Annotated in this window: 8 protein-coding genes and 1 pseudogene; all 9 read right to left on the reverse strand. The window is 68.1% G+C overall.

The window, feature by feature from the left end:
* Positions 1-579 precede the first annotated feature (579 nt).
* Entirely contained in the window at positions 580-900 is a 321-nt protein-coding gene (locus tag G3I56_RS44180; protein WP_239135193.1) for a hypothetical protein, read from the reverse strand.
* Positions 875-2,605, reverse strand: a complete 1,731-nt coding sequence (locus G3I56_RS30230; protein ID WP_239135194.1) for a PE-PGRS family protein — start codon at positions 2,603-2,605, stop codon at positions 875-877. The genes G3I56_RS44180 and G3I56_RS30230 overlap by 26 nt, the downstream gene beginning before the upstream one ends.
* Positions 2,606-3,383: 778 nt before the next feature.
* A complete protein-coding gene (locus G3I56_RS30235) occupies positions 3,384-3,848 on the reverse strand; it encodes a hypothetical protein (RefSeq protein ID WP_164414478.1) in 465 nt (154 codons plus the stop codon).
* Positions 3,845-4,261, reverse strand: a complete 417-nt coding sequence (locus G3I56_RS30240; RefSeq protein ID WP_164414480.1) for a hypothetical protein — start codon at positions 4,259-4,261, stop codon at positions 3,845-3,847. Before G3I56_RS30240 ends, G3I56_RS30235 begins: the two co-directional genes overlap by 4 nt.
* 3 nt (positions 4,262-4,264) lie before the next feature.
* On the reverse strand, positions 4,265-10,711 hold the full coding sequence (locus tag G3I56_RS30245) for a putative adhesin (RefSeq protein ID WP_164414482.1): 6,447 nt from the start codon (positions 10,709-10,711) through the stop codon (positions 4,265-4,267).
* A gap of 53 nt (positions 10,712-10,764) precedes the next feature.
* Positions 10,765-14,337 carry a LamG domain-containing protein gene (locus G3I56_RS30250; protein ID WP_164414484.1) on the reverse strand — a complete coding sequence of 1,191 codons (3,573 nt, stop codon included), beginning with the start codon at positions 14,335-14,337 and terminating at the stop codon, positions 10,765-10,767.
* A gap of 1,560 nt (positions 14,338-15,897) precedes the next feature.
* A pseudogene (locus G3I56_RS44185) lies at positions 15,898-16,050 on the reverse strand (ISKra4 family transposase); the annotation flags it as partial.
* A 278-nt stretch (positions 16,051-16,328) separates the two neighbouring features.
* The gene (locus G3I56_RS30255; RefSeq protein ID WP_164414486.1) at positions 16,329-16,613 is read right to left on the reverse strand and encodes a hypothetical protein; all 285 of its coding nucleotides are present in this window, start codon (positions 16,611-16,613) and stop codon (positions 16,329-16,331) included.
* A 29-nt stretch (positions 16,614-16,642) separates the two neighbouring features.
* Positions 16,643-19,708, reverse strand: a complete 3,066-nt coding sequence (locus G3I56_RS45130; RefSeq protein ID WP_164414488.1) for an RHS repeat-associated core domain-containing protein — start codon at positions 19,706-19,708, stop codon at positions 16,643-16,645.
* Positions 19,709-19,749: the final 41 nt, after the last annotated feature.

Here is a 19,749-nt window from a genome sequence, read left to right on the forward strand (position 1 = left end):
CCCGGCTATGAAGTTCTTGCCGCCAGTCTTCGAACTGTGCGCGATGCCGTCGGCCCGGGTCTGATCCACCCCACCCGATAGGAACTGTCGGTCGCTGAGCCGACCGACGCCAGCCGGAACCTGATGCACCTTCCGATTCCCTCAGACTCCTCGCACCCGCGCAGCGCGCTCTTTCATTTCCGCCCGTCCGTAGCAGCTCGTGGTTCGGCTGACCTCCCTGCTGTCCGAGCACCGGACCTTGGCTCTGTGCTCCGACTGCTGCACAGCCACAACTGGTCAACGGCGGCCGTGACCTGCGGCCGTCTCCTCGATCAAAGTCTTGACCTGCTGACGGCGACAGCACCTGCTTCGTCTCCGGCCCCGAGCTGGACTGGCAACCCAACTGGACAGCGCCCTGGCCGGAGCTGGTCGAATCGGCGCGTGAATGGGCACTGCTCGAAGCCACCGAAGCTCCCAACGTCGAGAACATCGTCGTCACCATCGAGTGGATCGACCACACAGACCTCCACCCGTGACCGGCCGCCGGACGGCCATCCCGGTGTGCCCCGGCCTCACCGAAATTGCCCAGTGGGGCCGAGCTCACAGTCCCGGCCCGACGCCGGCCGGAAGGTGGATCCGCTGGAGCATTTGTTCCATGACGGGCACGGGCAAGGCTGGATGCCGGGCCGCGGTCTGTGCGGTATCGGCGTCGGTGTCCCGCAAGAGCCGGACCAGCACACGCGCGGGCAGTCCGGGGTGCCGGGCCGCTGCATCGCGCACGCTGTCGTGCGGGTCGTCGAGCAGCCGCACCGCCGATGAGGGCGTCAGCCGAGAATCCTTCGCCGCACGGTGTCGTACCTCTTTATTGCTGTCCCGACTGAACTGCTCGACCAGCTCAGCTGTTGACTCCGGGTCGTCCAAGGCCAGTTGGCGCATCCGTGGGTTCGGGTCGTCGGCGTAGCAGAGCAGGCCGACGCGGGGGAAGTTCGGATGTCCGTGGGGGCGATCGGGGGTGCTGAGGCTTCCTGTCCACCACTGCCACACCCTCAGCAGCATGTCCGCGGGTGCGTCGTCGCAGGATTCCGCGAGGAAGAGCCTGCACGACACGGTCTTCGTCATGGGCGAGGACTTCGATGACGTCCGGCGGGAGATGCCGGGCCCGGGCGACGCTTCTGCGTACGAAGGGGTGGGAGGAGGCGGCCAGGCGGCGCATGGAGACGGGATCCTCGTGCAGTGCCACGACCCAGTCGAGCGGGCGGTGGTGAATGCGCGGGTTGAAGTCGATGTCGATGTCCGCCCGCTGTTCCTCGGTGAGGTCGGCGCGCAGGGCCACCACGGAGCGGACCCGCTCGTCGGGGTCCTGGGCGAGGACGCCGACCAGGTCCGGGTCCAGGTGCGGGTTGCCCGCGAGTGAGCAGCGCTGGACCTGATCGCCGTGGTGAGTCAGATGTTCAGCGAGGGGGCGCTCCAGACAGCAGGTCTTCACCGCACGGCCTTGAAGTTCCGCGGCGTCAAGTTCTGTGGTGTCAAAGGCGGATCGGGGCATCGGGTGCTCTTGGTGGTGCTGGAGCAGTGCCTCGATGCGGACCTTTCCGGAGGGGTCGTCGAGAAGCGCCCGCCGAGCTGCGGTTCCCAGATGGGGCCAGGCCCTACGGCAGACCGCGGCACGTACGGACCATTCGGCGTCGGCGACCAGGGCGGTCAGTATTCGTACGGGCAGCCCGGCAAGGCGAGCGGCCTCTCCGCGGATCCGTGCCGACGGGTCCGCCACGAGCTGTTCGTACGCGGCGTCGGTGAGCTCGACCTGCCGCTCCGCCGCGAGCAGGGTGAGGATCCACCGGTTCCGGGACTCCTCTTCGCCCAGGATCAGGCGCACCCACTGATCAGTCGTGATGTTCGGCTGGACCTCGGCCAGATGCTGCCGCAGCTTCGGATCCGGGTGGACCATGGCTGCCTCGATGACGGCCGTCGGCAGTGGGCGCCACATCCCGTGGTGGGACAACCCCAGGAGCCGGGAGCGGAGGTCGTCGGGTGCGGCCGGGTTGAGTGCCAGACCGTGCACCCACATCTGGCGCAGCCGCTCCGAAGGTCCTGGGCCTCGAAAGAGCGCCACCCACGCAGCCTCTCGCTCCTCAGCGGTCTCCTGCGCCGCCGCCCGCGCGGTTGCCTCCTGCCACTCTCCGATACGGTCAAGGACGATGAACCAGACCTCGTCCTCCTCGGTGGTCACGCCGATCAAGGTGTTGCCATCCGTCGAGAGGCTGAGGAACTCCGGCTGGCCCGGCCGCTTGCCGAGCACTCCGGCAAGGTCCCATTCATCGGAAAGCTTCACCCGAGCCCAGCGCCTGGGCGCACAGCCCGACCAGTTGCCGGCAACGTCGATGAGGAACACGCCGTCCTCACCCAGGATCCCGATGCTGCCGGCAAGCCGGTGCCACTGTGCGTTGAGCTCAGCGACCAGGTCGGGCTGATCCGCCGGCACAGCCACGAACGGCTTGGCTCTGCCCGAAACGACCGGACGCCAAGCGGCGCGAGGCGGCAGCACCTCCTCGATGTGCCAGTCCCCCACGGTTTCCAGCCCCGCATGCTGAAGCAGCTCTACGAACTGGTCTCTCCCACCCGTCATGGGACCCCATCCTGCCCGAAGCGACGACCGGCCCTCCTAGCTGCTCCGCAGCCCGCACGCGGCCACTGAATCTGGGCCGGCCCGCGAGCGCCTGTCAGCAGCGCGAAGGCGGCGGCCTCCTCTTCGCAACCGAGAATCGCGCGGCCCGCGCTCCACGCCGCCGCATCCGCCAAAAGCAAAAGCCCCAGGTCACGGCGAGTGAGTCCCGGGGGTGTCCAGAGCCGCCTTCGGGATTCGAACCCGAGACCTACGCATTACGAGACCACGGGGACTCGTGACGGCTGGTTCCGGCTCGTGCCGCCCGGTGCTGTTCTGCCTGATCAGAAAACTTGCGACCAGTTCCACGGTGACACCCTGTGTTACCCGGTCCAAAGGCGTCCGGCCGCACTGTGGCCGCACATGGCCACACGCACAGGTGTTCCGGCCAGCCTGAACGCCATTGTCACCCTCCGGCAGAGCAGCACGCAATGGTGCTGCTCCGGCACCGGAACCGTGCCCGTCAGTGGCGACACGTCTCCCGGAACAGGATGGCGCGACTGGCGTGCGGAACGCACCACGTTGACGGCAGAGCCCGGCCCGCTGGGGCAGGTCGAGGGCGACGGGGCGAGGTGGGCGCGCTTCCCGAGCATGGTCGATCATGCAGCGCGGCCTCATCGCGGACACGGCCACCACCGGACTCAAGTCACACGCTCAGCCAGCCCGGCCGTCGCGGACACCCTCGGTCGGCCGCGCGGGCCAGAGTGTCGCCTCGACCCCGACACCCTGGCCCGCGCCGGACTCACCCGCCGCTCACCGAAGCCCCGTCCCCGCCACCGAACACGTGCCGCACCAGTTCCCCGTCCTTCTTCGGCACCGCGAGGTCGTACGTCCCCGCGCCCGTGACAAGTTCGTACCGCTCGAACTTCGGCGCCAGCCGCACCTTCCCGCCCGCCGGCTTCAGCCGGAACGGCGCCTGAAGGATCGCGCTCCGGCCGCCCCGCGCGTCTTTCCAGACCGGCGGTTCACCGGTGGCGAGCCGCAGGTAGCCCTGCCTGAGCCACGCGACCTGCCTGCCCTTGCCGACCGATACCTCGACCGTGCCGCCGATGCTCTGCGTGAACCCGACGACCCGCAGCAGCTGCCCACCGTCGAAGTCGGCGATGTCCCGCGCGGGCGTACGACGCCGAATCCATGCCCAGCGCAGCAGCACGTCCACCAGGGTCTCGCTGCCCGCAGAACGGCGTTCCGCGCGTGCGCCCGTCATTTTCCCACCCCCGTTGCCAGTACCGCGTCGACGAATTCCCTCGGCGGCTGGTATGCGTGGTCCGCCACGTAGTGCACGACCAGCGCCGGGGCGGCGTACACACGGCCTTCGCCGCCCCGCACATGGACCTCTCCGCTGCCGATGAACACATCGCGGAACCTGACGTTCTTCCGCGCTTCCTGGAAGGTCGGGCAGAAGTCGCAGAAGTGCATGCCCCGGTAGACGTTCACCGTGTCCTTCGCCAACTCCAGCAGGTCTTCCAGGAATCTCTCGGGGACGTCGCCCTGCGGGAACTCGTGCCCGTCGGCGAGCCACCCCACGTTCAGCAGGGAAGTGCCAGAGCCCACGCCCTCAGCCGTCTCGTCCGCGTCGTCCGAGTACTCGTACGGGCTGAGGTCCTTGTAGTACGCCATCGCTCACCTCCTGGGGTTCATGTGCTCGCGGCAGATCACAACGTGGCACGCGCCCATGTTCGGTTCCAGGATGTCACTCAGTTTGGTCGGCTCCGACACGCTGATCGACCTGCTGCTGATGTTCAGGTTGTCGGGGACATCGACGGTGTAGTCGGGAATGCTCCGCCCCGGCCCGAACGTCTCGGTGGGCGGAATGTTCGCACCCGTTTCCACGGAGAAACCGATGGAGTCCTTGAGTTTCTTCCCGTCTTCGACGTAGAACTTCACCCACGTCCCGGTCGGCACCGTGGCGTCCCCGTCTCCGCGCACATAGTATCCGTGGCCCGCGATGACGGTTGAGTTGTCGGTACGCCCCTGCTGCGTGACGCTCTTGGCGTGCGGGGCGCCGACCCCCTTGCCGACGCGCGGGCTCGCGCCCCGGGCGGTGTCCTCCGCCGCCGACCTACTGGCCTTGGCGCCGCCGGCCGCCGCGGACTCCTCCGCCGTACCCGTCTTCGTGCCCTCGGCCACGGCCGCGACCCCGGTTCCGGCGATGCCCGCCGCCCCGGCGATCACCGCCCCGCCCTCACCGATCACCCCGGCAGCCGCACCCGTCACAGCGGCCCCCAGGCCACCGATCTCGGCCCCCGCCGTGAATCCCTCGGCGCCCGCCACCAGGACGGCTCCGCACGCACCGGCGGTCGCCACCACGCAGGCGACCGCGCCGACCACCACCGCCGTGGCGACCACGGCCGCGATCACCGGGTGCCTCTGTACCTCGTGGTAGGCCTTCTTGGCGTAGCAGGAGAAGGACCAGCCGCAGCTGTGGTGCGAGGAACCACCGCCGCCACCGCCTCCGCTGTGCGAGGAAGAAGAGGACGCGGAGGAGGTCGTCGTCGTGGTCGTCGCAGGTGCGGGTGTGCTGCCGCAGTCGATGGCGCACGTGTTCATCGTCGGGTCGTTGTACCAGTCGTCCAGACCTGTCGGGTCGCTGCCCGAGATCGGGTTGTCCGCCGCGTACGTGTACCCGTCGATCTGCTGGGCGTCCGTCAACTCCAGGACCGGGTCGTCCGACACGAACCGGCCGGTCGTCGCGTCGTACTCCCTCGCCCCCAGATGCGTCAGACCCGTCACCGCGTCCTGCACACCGCTCACGAAGCCCTTGTCACCCAGCCATGAACTCGAACTCGGCTGCGCACCACGGGCGTTGCCGAACGGGTCGAGCCGCCGCCGCGTGATCGTCTGCGTCGTCGCGTCCACCGCAGTCTCGGCCGTGTCGTGCGCGTCCGTGACCTGCCACTGCAGGCTGCCCGTGCTCGTGCGCACCGCGATGGTCTGGCCCGCCCACTCGTAGTAGCGCGTGCCCGTGGTCGTCGTCGCGCCCTTGGCGAGGTGCACTTCGGTGTCGCCCAGGTACAGCGTCGTCCCGGAGTCGTCACGCGAGAGCAGCCGGTTGCCGTCCGCGTCGTAGAGGTAGGAGGCCGACGTCCCGTCCGCGTTGGTCACCTTGGCCAGGTGGCCCTCTACGTCCCAGTCCAGCGTCTGGGTCTTGCCGCCCAGGGTGCGGGTGTGGGTGTTGCCCGAGTGGTCGTACGTGTAGGAGTTCGTGGTCGTGGTGGAGCCCACGACCGTGCTCGACGACGTCAGCGTGTGCGCCTGTGTCGTGCCCTGGGGCGGGTAGACGAACGACGTTGTCGTGTCGGAACCGCCCGTCGTGGTCGCGTGATCGGTCTGCGTCTTGCGGTTGCCCAGGTCGTCGTACGCGTAGCTGTGCCAGTACGGCGCCGGGCCGCCGAGGACCGACGTGGACGCGGTGGCGGCGCAGCCGTCGGTCGCCGTCCAGGCCTCGGTGAGCCGGTCGTGGCCGTCGTATCGGTAGCACTGGACGTCGTCGGTTCCGTCGGCGTGCGTGGCGACCTTCGTCGGGTTGCCCGCGTCGTCGTAGGTGTACGACGTGTCCTGCACGGGCGCCGACTGGGCGTCGTCGGTGACCAGTTCACGCTGGAGGCGGCGGGTGCCGTCCTCGTAAGTGTTGGTGATCTGCAGCCACTTGGCGGTGTCCGAGGACGAAACCCCCAGCGTGAGCTGGCTGACGTCGCTCTGCTTCGAGTAGTTCGTGTTCTGTACGTAGCCGGTGGTCCCGCTCAGCGTCGTCGGCATGCTCAGGTCGTTGTAGCCGTACTCCAGCGACTCGGAAGCCAGACCGCCGGCCGCCGGGTCGGAGGTGACCTGGACGGTGCCGTCGAGGTTGTAGCCGGTCGTCGACGAGTACGTGCCCGCCAGCGCCTCTTCGCCCGTGACCGACGGGACGACCACCCGGGTCAGCGTCGGCCGGTACAGCGAGTCGTAGGCGCCGACCTGGGTGACGTACGCCGAGCCCGCACTGCCGCCGACGTACCGGATCGACGACGTCGGCTGCCCCTTGGCCACCGAGTCGAAGGTCCACTTGGCCAGTTCGTGCGCCGCGTCCTTCGTCGTGCCGTCGTACAGGTCGGTCTTGCGGCCGAGGATGTCGTAGGAGTAGCTGAGTGTCTTCTCGTCGGAGGTGCCGACCGCCGTCGTAGTGGAGGCGACCTGGTCCAGCTCGTTGTACGCCGTGCTCGTCGTGCCCGTGTCCGGGTCCACCGAGCTCGTCTTGCGGCCCATCAAATCGTAGCCGTACGACCACGTGTTGCCCGCGTCGTCGACGACCTCCTTGAGTTGGCCCTTCGGGTCGTACGTGTACTTGATCGACGTGTAGGAACCACTCGGCGTGCCGTTGTCGTACTGACGGGTCTCGACCGTGCGGCCGAGCGCGTCGGTCAGTGTCGTGGTCGCGATGCCGCCCTTGGGCGGGGTGACCGTGACACGGTCACCGCCGTACGCGGTGGCGGTCGTCCAGCGCTTGGCGCCCAGCGCGTAGAAGTCCTCCGCCGTAGGCCTGCCGACGCCGTCGTACGTCGTCAGCATCTGGGACGGGACAACCGAGGTGATGTTCGCCAGGGTCCCGGACGGGGAGGTCGTGTCCGTGTAGTCGGCGTCCGCCTCGACCGCCGTCCCCCGGCTGTCGTACTTGGTTTCGGCGATGACACGGCCGCCGCCCGGCGCCGGGGTCTGCGTCTGGCGCGGGCGCAGCAGCGCGTCATACAGGGCGTACGTCGTGTCGTACGTCGTGCCGTCGTTGTTGAGTTTGCCCGTGGAGACCACGGAGGCCGCCGAGTTGGAGATGGCGTAGGTGTAGACGAGGCTCGCGCTCTGGCCCGAGGACTTGCTGCGGTTCGCCAGCCACAGGGACTTCAGCCGGCCGAGTCCGTCGTACGCGTAGTCCGTGCGCTTGCTGTTGGGGTCGACGACCGAGGTGGCGAGACCGCGCGCGGGGTCGAAGTTCGTCGTCGTCGAGTAGCTCTTGGCGTCCGTGGTGACCGTGCTGGTCAACGGGCCGCCCGTGGTCGGGGTGTACGTGGTCTTGCTGACCACGGTCTGGTCGGCGTCCTTGACGGAGTCGACGCGGCCCTGGGTGTCGTAGTGGCTCGTGGAGACCGTCTGGTAGACGGGGCTGCCGCCGCTGTACGACGACATGCGCTGTGTCGACGTCTCGTCGCCGAGGGTCGGGGCGGTGCCGTAGGACTGGCTGTCGTAGAGCGTGCGGACGTCGGAGACCACGTCGTCGGGGCGGGTCGGCGTCGCGGCGCAGGCCACGTCGACCGTCTCGACGCGCACCGGGAAGGCCATCAGCCAGTTGGTGGTGTTGTTCGCGATCGTGGTGCGGGTGCACTGCTCGTCGCCCGTGACGGCCGTGTCGCCCGCGTCGTCAACCGTCAGCGCGGCACCGGTCGTCGGGTCGTACGTCGTCGAGACCAGCGTGTTCCGCGTGCCGCTGGCGGACACGTCGGTACGGGTGTGCACGGCCGCCGGGCGGGTGAAGTACGCGCTGCGGGTGCCGTCCGTGGCCGTCTGGTGGATCCACTGGTCGGTGATGGTGCCGGACACCTCGGCGGAGCCGTTGTAGGTGACCGACTCCCGGACGCTGCCGGCCAGCGGGTTCGAGTCGGTGACCGAAGTCCCCGTGGAGTCCGTGACCTTGACACTGCGTGCGGTGCCGTCGGACTGCTTGTCGGCGTCCATGCCGCGGAAGTACGTCGCGACCGTCTTCGTCCGCGTCGACTGCGCGTCGCCCGTGGTCGTGGTGACACTCCCGTAACCACGCCACTGCGACCACGTCTTGCGCTTGGCGAGGGCGGTGACGTTGTCGCTGTCGTAGTGCCAGGCCGGGGAACCGCCGTAGGTGTAGTCGGTCTCCTTCAGCGGGGAGCCGCCGGTCGGGTCCGACTCGGTGACCTGGGTGACGACGTACTTGTGGAACCAGTCCAGTTGGGGATCAGTCGTGAACGGCGGCTGCCAGTACGTCGGGAAGCAGCGCAGCGTGTCGGAGTCAGGGGCGCTCGGCATGGTCGTACCGGCGACGCACTGCGGGTCGGAGTAGTTGACGGTGAGGACCGAGCCCGTCTCCGAAGTGATAGTCCGTACACGCCACTTGACCAGCGCGGCGATGTCGTCGTGGGTCGTGTCCACCCGGTTGTACAGCTGCACACCCGCGAAGGTGACCGGCGGCATCGCCGTCGTCGAACCGTCCTTGCCCGTACGGGTGATGGACTTCAGCCACAGTCCGGCCGAGGTGCCGTCGCCCGGGTCGGGGAAGGAGTGGGCCAGCGCCCAGGAGTCGACGTCCCGATAGGCAGGGGTGGCGAGACTCGCGTCCCACACGCTCGTGGTGATGCCCGTGAGCCGCTTGCGGGAGAAGAACGTCGGTCCGGTGGCGCTGCACACCTTGCCCGAGGCGCAGATCTCGTCGAAGGGCACGTCGGGCCAGTGCGAGGACGTCGACGAGGTCAGTGAGGAGCAGTCCTCGGTGCTGGTGACGAGGCAGCGCTCGGCGGTGGTGAAGGAGACCTTCTCCGGGGCGGTGCCGAAGACGGTGGAGGAGGTGATGCCGTAGTCGATCCGGCTGAGGTAGCCGCCGCGGTCGTACACCGTGCCGTTGTCGGTCGTGGTGCCGTTCTTGGCGTAGTAGTTGCTCTCCTTGGTGTACCAGTACGACATGGCGTTGCCGTGCGGGTCGACGACGTAGTCCAGGTTCCAGCGCCAGGCCTGGGTGAGCGCACGGCCCGAGAACGACGTCCCCTGGTCGTAGCCCGGTTCACCCGAGTCGTCGCCGAACACCGGGGCGGTCCAGGTGGAGTTGGTGACCGCGTTGCCGGTGGCCCAGCCGGGCAGGCGGTTCTTGCCGAAGACGTACTGGGTGCCGTCCTGGGTGGTTACCGTCCAGAACTCGCCGTCGTTGTCGCCGTTCGTGGCACCTGTGGAGTGGGTGACGCGCTCTCCGTCGTCGGTTTTCGGGTGCCATGCGCCGGTCGAGGAATCCTTGATCAGGGGGCTGGACTTGCCGCCGAGGACAAGGGTGGCGTTGTCGTTCGCCCAGCACTCGTCGTTCTTGCCGGACTGTCCGTCGTCGTCGCAGGAGTCGTAGGACCGCTCGATGTACCCGGTGGTCAGGTCGAAGCCCTCACCGATCCAGGAGGGCTGGTTGTTCGTCGAGGGCAGCCGGCCGTCCACGCTCTGCGCGTCGTAGGTGAGCGAAAGGCTGGGCGAGGGGCCGCCGTTGGCCGGCGGCACCGACAGCGGGTACGACCAGGTGAAGTCGCCGCTGGAGCCTCCGGCGTTCCAGGAAGCGGACGGGTTGAGCGGGGTCGCCGCGTAGGAACCGGCACCGGACGTGGCACCGGTGGTCGCCGCCATGGCGGTGATGCCGGAGGCGGCCAGCGGGGCCGTGGCGGTGAGGGTCTGGGCCGACGTGTCGTTGGTCGTGGGCAGCGGGGTTGTCGTACGGCACTTCTTGAGCTTCGGGGTGGTCAGCGCACACGCGGGCAGGCGGACCAGTTGCAGCCTGGAGGCGTAGTCGCCGCCGTAGGCGTGCGCGAAACCCGAATAGTCCAGCGTGAGACGGGCCTTGGCGGCGGTCTTCTTGCCGTCGGCGCGGGTGAGGGAGAGGACTGCCCCGTGGATGCCGAGGGCGGTGGCCGTCTGATACGAGGCCGTTTTTACGGTGACTTTCGTGGGGGCCGCGCCCTTGCCGGGCGCGGTCACCTTCATGGGGAGACTGCCGACCAGGGTCGACTTGGCAGTGTTCGCCACCACCGGGAGTGTCTTGGCCGAGGCTGTGGGCCAGCTCACCGGCCGGGAAAGGGTCTTTGCCGTACGCGCGGCGGCAGCCTTCGCTGGATCCTTCTTCGCGGCCGTCTTCGCCTTGAAGGCGACCGCCGTGCCGTTCTTGGCCGCCTTCGCCGCCACGGTGTGGTGCCCGTGCCGCTGGGTCGCCCACACCGCGGGCGCGGTGCCGAGGCCGGCGGCCACCACAGCGCTCGCCGTGGCCCCGACGACCCATAGCCGTATCCGCCGCAGCGGTACCCGCCGTTGGTGCCCTAGCCCGCCCATGATCGAACTCCCCGTGTGTCGAAGGTTTTGAAAAGCCGTGCCGGCGCCGGCGTCTACAGGAGGATGGGCAGCTCGTTGACGTACATCTGGTTGATGTCGGTGTCGGACACCACACCCGTCCACACCCGTACGTCGTCCACGAGTCCGTCGGCGAAGTCGCTGTACGCGCCGTTGCTGATACGGCCGCGCCCGATGTTGAAGGTGCCGGTGGCCTGCCAGGGCGAGGTGAACACGATGCCGTCACCGGTGTCGGTGTCGGTGTCCGTGTCACCCTGCGCGCCCTGGCGAACTCCGTTGACGTACAGGAAGAGCTGGTGATGAGCACCGTCGTACACGCCGGTCAGCAGGGTCCAGGCACCCGGGTCGACCAGCTGGGCCGAGGCGATACTCGCTGGCGCGGTCACCACCGTGGCGCCGGTGCCGGCGACGTCCGCGGTGGTGCGGCCGAACACCCACATGCCCTGCGCTGAGCCCGCCGCCTGGTCGAACCACAGGCCCCACGAGTCACGGACACCGCCGGACTGGGTGGCGATCCGCATGTGATGGCCCACCGTGGTGTCGGACAGCGAGGCCGCGTCGAGCTTGGCCCAGGCCGCCACCGTGAAGTCGCCCTGGGAGTCGACAATCGGCCCGTTCGCGCTCGCGTTGCCGGTCGAAGTGCCGTTCAGGGAGAGGACGTTGCCCTTGCCACCGTCGGTGTCGGTGCTCCAGGTGGCGCCGCCCGCGACCGTGGCCGTGTGACCGTATCCGGAGGAGTCGGCGGCACTGGTGCCCGAGGTCTCCTCCAGCTTCCACTCGGCGGCGAGCTCCGGCTGTGCCTGCCCGGTGGACGCGTCGGTCATCGACTGGAGGTCGGCGATCTCGTCCTCCGACAGGATCCGGTTCCAGGCGGTCACCTCGTCGACCTGACCCGGGAAGTAGTCGCTGAACGCGCTGCCGTACTGCCCGCGGGCGATCTGGAGGCCGCCGGTGCCCTGCCAGGGCGTGGTGAAGGCGACCGGGTCACCCTGCGGTACGCCGTTGACGTACAGCTGGATGGTCTGTTCCTGCGCGTCGTACACCCCCATCACATGGGTCCAGACGCCGGCTTCGGGCGTGGTGGTGCCGATCGAGCGGACGATGGTCGGTGCCGCCACGTCCGTGGTGTACCGGTTGAAGATCCATGCGTTGTAGGAGGTCGAGTAGTAGATCGCGAACGCCGACCCGTTTGCCCCCGCCTGGGCGACGGCGACCGAGTTGTGGGAGGTGCCGGTCAGCCGGGCCCACGCCGAGATCGTGAAACTCTTGGTGGTGTCCAGGACCGAGGAGCCGGTCGCCGCGTACGACGAAGTCCCGTTGGCCTGGAGGGACTTGCCGAGCCGGGCGAGTGAGGACCAGCCGGCCGAACCGGCGAGGGTCGCCGCCCGCCCGCTGACCGAGTCGGTGGCCGTGGTGCCGGTGCCCTCGTCCAGCGACCAGTGGGCGACCGGGCCCGCGCCCGGCGCGACCTTGAACGTGTACGTGTAGCTGAGCGAGCCGTTACCCGCCGCGTCCCAGGTCTGCACGGTCAGGGTGTTGACCCCACGCACGTCCGGCGCCAGGGACACCGCGTAGCTGGTGGTGGTGGCGGTGAAGGTCTTGGTCCGCACCGGGTTGTCGTTGAGCTGGTAGGTGTACTTGACCACGTCCGAGGCCCCGTTGGCCTTGAGCGTGAACGTCGCGGGGGCGCCCACACCACCGTAGGCCGTGCAGTCGTCCGGGCTGTCCGGGCTCGCGCACTCCTGGTACGTCGTCGAGTCCACGTCCGGCTGCACCGGCCTCGAGGAGTCGATCCGGAACCAGCACCCGCTGGTCCAGGCCGAGTACATGTAACCGGTCGTGCCGTTGAAGGAGTACTTGTACTCGCTGCGGGCTCGGAACCAGTAAGTCTGCCCGTTCGTCAGCGCCGCCGGCGTCCAGGTGCCGGTCGTGCCGGAGGTCGTGTAGGCCGACGGGCTGCCCGAACCGGCCAGCGGGTCAGTGACATTGGGGTCGTACTTGTAGACCTGGAAGTTGGGCCGCAGTGTCGACTGTGAGCCGTCCGCCGACTTCGGCGCCGCGCCCAGCGTGGGTGTGGTGTCCCGGATCACGGCGGCGGTGGCACGGGTCGTCGCGCAGGCCAGGTTCGGGCTGGAGAGCTTCACCCCGGTCGGCGTGGACGGCTTGGACACGAACGTCACCGACAGGGTCGGCTTGGTGTCCGACGGCGAGGCGAACTGCTTCCAGGCGATCTCGTCACTCTCGTCGGAGGCCCGCAGCCCGAGCGTGGTGGTCGACGCGGACTGCCCGGCGGTGTAACTCACGGCACCGGTGGCGTCGAAGGAGACGTTGCCGCCCGGGCAGGAGGACGAGTAGCCCTTGGCGGTGGAAACCGAGTCGACCTGGGCGGACCAGGACGGCTGCGCATTCCATGTGGTGCCCGAGGAGATGGACCCCGTACGCCACAGCTGCACTGCCTTGTCGGTGCAGTTGGCCGACCACACCTCAAGCGCGCTGAAGGTCGCCGAGAGGATCTTCTTGCCACCGAGGGTGTGCGTGTCGAACTGGTAGAGCGAGCGAGCCTTCTTGTTGTCCACCCACGCGTCGTAACCGACACCCAGCGCGTGCGAGGTCTTCCAGAACGACGTCGACGGTGAACTCGTCCACACCGTCGTCCACCCCGTCAGCGACGCACTGGTCGTCTGCGGGTCGAGGACCACCGGGTAGGTGGTGTCCGGGTTGTCGAGGAATGCCTTGTCCGGCTTCAGGGTCAGCGCGCTGTCGGAGGCGGTCACGTCCATGGCGGTCGCACGGGCGCCCGGGGCGGGCCCGTCGAGCGCGCCCTGGTCGGCGACGGCCGTCCGAGCGGCAGCGGTTGTGACGTCGTAGGAGGCCTGGGAGACGGTGTGCGCGGTCGCGGCCGGGGCGATGGCCGCCGCCGAGGAGTCGTACATCATCGCGGCGCCGGTGGTGAACACCGGCCGGCCGTCGGCGCCGACGAAGGCCGCGCCACCGGAGTGGGTGTCGTACACGGAGACACCGTCGACCGAGACCGGGAAGCGCACGCTCGCCAGCTCCGGACTGTCGGCCGCCGTACGGGACTTGACGACCAGGTTCTCGCTGAAGCCGTCTGCCGTCGCCTGCACCACCAGGTCCGTGCCGGGCAGAACGTCCGCGTACGTCGCCGTCGAACCGTCGAGAGCCGGCCTCGGCAGCGTCCAGGGCGAGCCGACGCTGTAAGTCTTGCCGTCCTTCGTGATCCGCGCCAGCGGGTCGTGCGCGCCACCCCCGGAGAAGGCGATGTCCACAGCAGCGGCCTTCGGAGCCAGTTGGCCGCCGGCGGTGGTCACGAGGTCGGTGTCGACAGGCACCCAGCCCGACGCCTGGTGCGCCCGCACCGGCTCCGGATCGAACTCGACGGTGAACGTGCCATCCGACTGCGCGGTGACCAGTTGGGTGGGCGTCGTCTCGGCGTCCACAGCGACGGGGGAACCCGACAGCGCCGCCTTTCGCGACGCGACCGCCTCGGGCGACAGGCCGGTGGGGTCGTCCGTGGCCGAAGAGGCCCGTACGGGCGCGTCAGCAGCCGCGTGGGCGCCCGCCGCGCCCACCAACTGAACCAACAACACAGACGCAGCCAGCCATCTCAGCCGTCTTCCGGCACGCCACATAGCCCGACCCCCGTGATCACAGATCCTTCACTGCCGTTCACAGCCGAGTGATCAAAACCTGAGGGCTTACTTAAGTCAACGAAGTCAATTAATTCCCAAGGGGACCAAGTGGATCAAACCACCCCACAAGCGATCGTCAACAAGTAAAGAAAAAGAAACAGTTCGCTGATCAATGGACCTGCTCAGCGCAAAGGGAACCAGGGGAGGCGGTAGTTGACCCAACAAGATCCCACCGACCATCCGGGCCAGCGGCAAGGAAAGGCAAAATCTCTATCAGGCAAGGAATTCGACATGAGGCTGACGCCTCGCTCCCCGCTCATCCCACCACCCCGGACCAGCAGGCGACCGCCCCTCGCAATACGCCGCCAGAGGGCGGTACGAGAGTCCCCGCCCCAGACCCCTGCCCGCCACAAACGCCACTGCCCTCGGCCATTTACTCCTGAAGAACCCCAACCCATGCCCCATGGACGCGCTGACCTGTGGTGGGCCCCCCTTGCTTGCCCCCAGCGGAGATCGCACCGTGGCCGAATCTGCCCAGCCAGGCTCCCGACGACTCTCGCCCCACCACCTGTCGCAGCGAGCGGCGCTGCGCATCACAACGACGGAGCACACATGACCGCCCGAACTCCCGCCGACGACTACCTGAATCACCGGAACCCACATCACCACCGCAGGTGTCGCGCATTCTCCAAATGAAGCATCCCGCAGCAGTCGGGAATCGCCGTCGAACTTCGTCGCCGCCCCGAGCATCCCGGCTGTTGCCCTCGGGGCGACGATCAGCCGCCGCTCCTACTTGATGGGGTGAGTCACGCACCTACTTGTCGAATACCTACAAATCGCCGGTCAACGCTGAACCCAGGAATGCGGGCCCCTTATCGCCGTCCGAGCGCTGCGGCTGCACTCATGGCCTCACATTGGCCACACCTGATCCTTGACAGCTCATCAGCTAACGCCGCCACCACCGCAAAAGCCCAGCTCAAGGGCCACGACCCTAGATGTCACCACAGGAGCTGCACCTTGGACCTACGCATTACGATGCGTAGACAGCATGCATCCGATTGGCCCGGATTCCAAGGTCAACAGAAACAAGAAACCCCAGGTCAGAGGCCTGACCTGGGGTTCACCATGGAGCCGCCTTCGGGATTCGAACCCGAGACCTACGCATTACGAGCTCGCCAGATCGTTACCCCAGGCTTACCCAACTGCCCCCGTTTCCTCCGTTCTTGCAGGTCAAAAGGCCTCCAGCATCCCGGCCCTTCACGATCATTCACAGGGTCTCCCTCTCCTTCCGGCCCCAGGCTGGCCCCAGAAAGGGCCCGCCAGCGGGCACTTGGTGCCCCGGCCGGAACGCGCGGCCAGGTCAGCGCCAGGCGGGAAAGCGCCTCCAGCGCATCGACCTTGCGAAGCAAGGAGGGTGCAGTTCGTTTCGAGTGAAGTTGCTGATAAAGCAGTGAGAGCGTAGTTCCGCTGGTCGGCCGTGGAGGAGAGGCGCTTGTGCTCGCGGGCAGCGTGCAAGCGCCAGTACGTGTCGAGGTCACCGTTGGAGACGAGGGCGCGGAGCTGGAGGACGACTTCTGCTCCGTGAAGGCCCCAGCGGGTGCCTGTGATGTCTAGGCGGTCGGCGATCGAGTAGCCGCAGGCACCTTCGACCGCTCTGGTGGCGATCGGCCAGTCGTAGTTCAGCTGGTCGAGGTGGCTGGTCAGGTAGCAGTAGCAGGCGTGGACGGCCTCGCGACGGGTGGCTGACAGGTGTTCCCGGTCGACCTGGGCGGGTCATTTGGTCGGTGGGGCGGGCGGCGCGACCGAGGGCATCACCGGCTCGGCCGGGGACGATTGGCCCCATGCGCAAGCGAGGCGATCACAATCCGACGCGAAGAGGCCGCCCGACCGCTGCCGGAAGGGCACCTGAAGCCGGGACGATGCCCGTCAGGTGCCCTTCGGCCAATCGGCTAATACGCGATTACGTAACCGTCCGTCCACTCGTCTTCGTCGACGACTGCTTCCTCGATGTAGAAACAGTCCGGCTCGTCACGGAAACCGGGGAGGCTTCTGGCGTGAGCCATGCGCTCCTGGGCGAGTTCACGGCTTGAGTAGATTCCGATTCGCTTGACATCGTCCCCGGCTTCCTCGTCGGACCAGTAGTCGTCGGGATCCGCGAAGTGCCTGATCTCTCCGTCCTCTTCGGCGCGGTGGTGTACATGCCACAGCAGGAAGAGCGTGAATGGTCCGTTCATGTGGTCTTGCGCCTTTCTGTCCCGTCTGGCTAGTTACGGGAAAGGTATTTCCTGACCCTGTTGTAGGTCGAGGTGGGGCCCTTCTTGTAGGGCGGGCGGAAACCGCCCTTCTTCATGACCCGGTCCACCGCGTGGTCCAACGTTTCAGTCGGGTGCCTCCGCTCGCCCTTCGCGAAGTCCGGGACGTCGTTGCCCTTGGTTTTCCCGGATTTCTTGGATTCCTTCCAGAGGACCTGCACCTTGTGGATCGCCCACTTCACCCCGTACCAGAAGATAAGGGCGACGATGCCTGCAAGGACGGCCCAGCCCAGCGCCGTGACGACCGCGCCCGCGCTGACGCCTTCGACGGCCAGCCCCGCCAGCGCCAGAACCGCCATCCGTCCATCGAGGTCGTAGCAGTTGACCGGGTCGCCGTTGCAGTATTCGTAGGCGTTGGCGCTGCCGCCCGGGATGGGATCGGTGGACAGGAACCGGCCAGTAGTGGAGTCGTACAGGCGGACGCCCATGAGGGTGGCGCCTGTCACGGTGTCGCTGGAGCGTTCCTGGCTGCCCAGCCAGCCGTAGCGGGTCGCGGCTGCGTCGTCCTCGGGATTGCCGTATTCGTCGTAGGCGGCGGAGACGACGGCCTGCGTGCTGTCCAGAGGGAGTTGCACGACGGTGTCGCCGTGGATGTCGGTCAGCTGGAGGACTGTACCGCCGTCGCCGGCGCTGATGGCGTCCAGGCCGCCGTCGATGCCTTGGACATTGCGGGTGATCGCAGTGCTGGCCTCCTGGATCCAGTCGGGGCTGTCGCCGTCGGAGCCGTAGTGGTTGGTCCTGGAGGCGGTCTGCGTCCAGGTGCCGCTGTTGTTGGATTCGGTGGTCCATGCGGCGAGGCGCCCAGCCCCGTCCAAAGACCAGGTCTGCCGGCTGGTGCCGGAGGTCTGGGTGCGGACGAGGTCATTGGCGTAGTAGCCGATGGTGGCGCCGGAGGCCTGGGTGGTGGTGCGGCCGAAGGCGTCGTAGATGGTGCCGCTGGTAGTGAGGCGGTCGGCGCTGTCGTAGGTGTACGAGGTGGTCGTGGCGCCGGTGCTGGTGCAAGTGGCGCCTACGTCGCTGGTGGCCGTGGCGAGCGCGGTGCGGTTGGTGTTCTTGTCGAAGGTGTAGTCGCGGCGCGTGCAGGACCCGTCGGGAGCGGTGTCGTCGGCCCGTGCGAGGCGGCCGGCTGCGTCGTAGGTGTAGCTACGCGAACGGGTCTGGCCATTGCTGTCGGCCTCGGCGACGGTCCGGCCGTCGACGGAGTGATCGGCGGTGTCGGAGGCGACGATGGTCTGGTCGCTGTCCCGGGTGTAGATCCGGGAGATCGCGGCCCTTGTCTCGTCCCGGGTGACGCCGAGTGTGTAGCCGCCAGGGAGGGCCTCAGTGGCCAGGCCGCCGTCCGCGTCGTAAGTGGCGGCGAAGGTGCCTGCGACGGAGTCGGTGCGGGAGGTTTCCAGGCCGCGGGGGTCCTTGGTGGCGTCGTAGGCGTAGGTGGTGGTGGACGGGGCCGAGTCGGTGGTCTTCGCCGTGCGCCCGAGGGCGTCATAGGCCGTTGTCGTGGTGTTGCCCGAGCCGTCGTTGTAGGCGATCTCCCGGCCGAGCTGGTCGTAGGTGTGGGTGACGGTCTGCCCGTTGGAGGTCACCGAGGCCAGGACGCCGCTGCCGGTGTCGTACGTGGCCGTGGTGTCCGGGACGGCCGTGCCGACTCCGCCGGTGATGGCCGTCGTGGTGGGGCGGCCGGCGGTGTCGTAGGTCGTGGTGGTGGTGCGGGTGACGGAGTTGGCGGACTCGCTGACCTTGGCCGGGTTTCCCCAGCGGTCGTACTCGAAGGTCTTGGTGGGCAGCGCGGTGGGGTTGGTGCCACCACCGGTAATGGTCGCGGCGGGGCCGATGGTGCAGACCATGTCTGCCCATTCGGGATGGCCGTTGCAGGTACCGGTGCCAGTGCCGGAGTAGTAGGTGGCGACCGTGGTGCCGGCGTCGGTGCCGTCCGACGTTGGCTGGACAGCCTTGACGGCCCGGCCTTGCGAGTCGTACGAGGTCGTCTTGGTGATCGCGAGCCCGCTGGGGTCGGTGATCTGTTTGGTGGGTAGGCCCTTGACCCAGTCGTAGGCCGTGGTGCTGGTCCGGAGGTCGGTGTCGGACGGGTAGTTCTCCGCCCATGCCCCGGTCTTCACCGTGGTGACCTGGTTGGCGATGGTGGCGGTGCCGTCGGTGGGGCGGCCTTCGTCGAAGGTGTTGACGGTGTGCTGGCGCACCGGCCAGATCGTCCCGGTCGGCTGGTCGGTACCGCCGGATCCGGCCTTGAGGGTCGAGGCCAGAGTCGCCAAGTGCAGCGGACCCGCCTCATCGAGCTCGCGCAGTCCGTCGCTTGAGTACGTGGAGAGGGCGGACAGCAGTCCGGCGCGGACGCGGGTGGTGTCGCCTGCGATGTGCAGCAGGCTGAGTTCGTCGTAGCTGTCGCCGCTGGTTGCGGAGGTCAGCGCGAGTTCCCGGTTGCCGGCGGTGAGCTGCATGACGGTGTTGCCGAACTGGTCGTAGCCCGTGGTGGTGATGTGGCCGCTCGGCGAGGCAGTGTTGACCTCCCGTCCGGAGGCGTCGGTGTAGGTGATGGTGGCCCGGGTGTATGCGGAGGCCGCCAGGTCGGAGCCGGTGTTGGATGTCGGGGTGTCGTTCGACGTCGTGTCGGGGTTGGGCGGGAAGACTGCGGTGGCGTCGTTCGGGACGTCGAGTTGGCCCCAGTCGTCCACATCGGTGCTGCTCATTTGGTTCGGTGCCTTGGCACCGGACAGCGGTACGTCGTAGACGACGGTGGTGGTGGCGGTGGTGCCGTCCAGCGTGCTGGCGCTGCCCTGGGTGAGGTTGGGCCGGGAGGCGTTCAGGAGCATGCCGGGGCCGGCGGTGGCGGCGTTGCCTGCGGTGCCGTATGTGAAGGTCCAGGCCAGTTCACCCGGCGGGGTGAGGGTGGCGATGCGGCCGGAGCTGTCGTAGGTGTAGGTGGTTTTCAGTGGAGTGTTGAGCCGGGGGTCCCATTCCTGGCGGAGCCGGCCGGAGGTGTCGTACGCGTAGTGGGCCACCGGGGTGGCGGTGGTAGTGCTTGTCCCGGGCGTGATGGCCC

Origin of the sequence: Streptomyces sp. SID12488 (assembly GCF_010548275.1) — a bacterium.
In the GTDB taxonomy this organism is placed as follows: domain Bacteria; phylum Actinomycetota; class Actinomycetes; order Streptomycetales; family Streptomycetaceae; genus Streptomyces.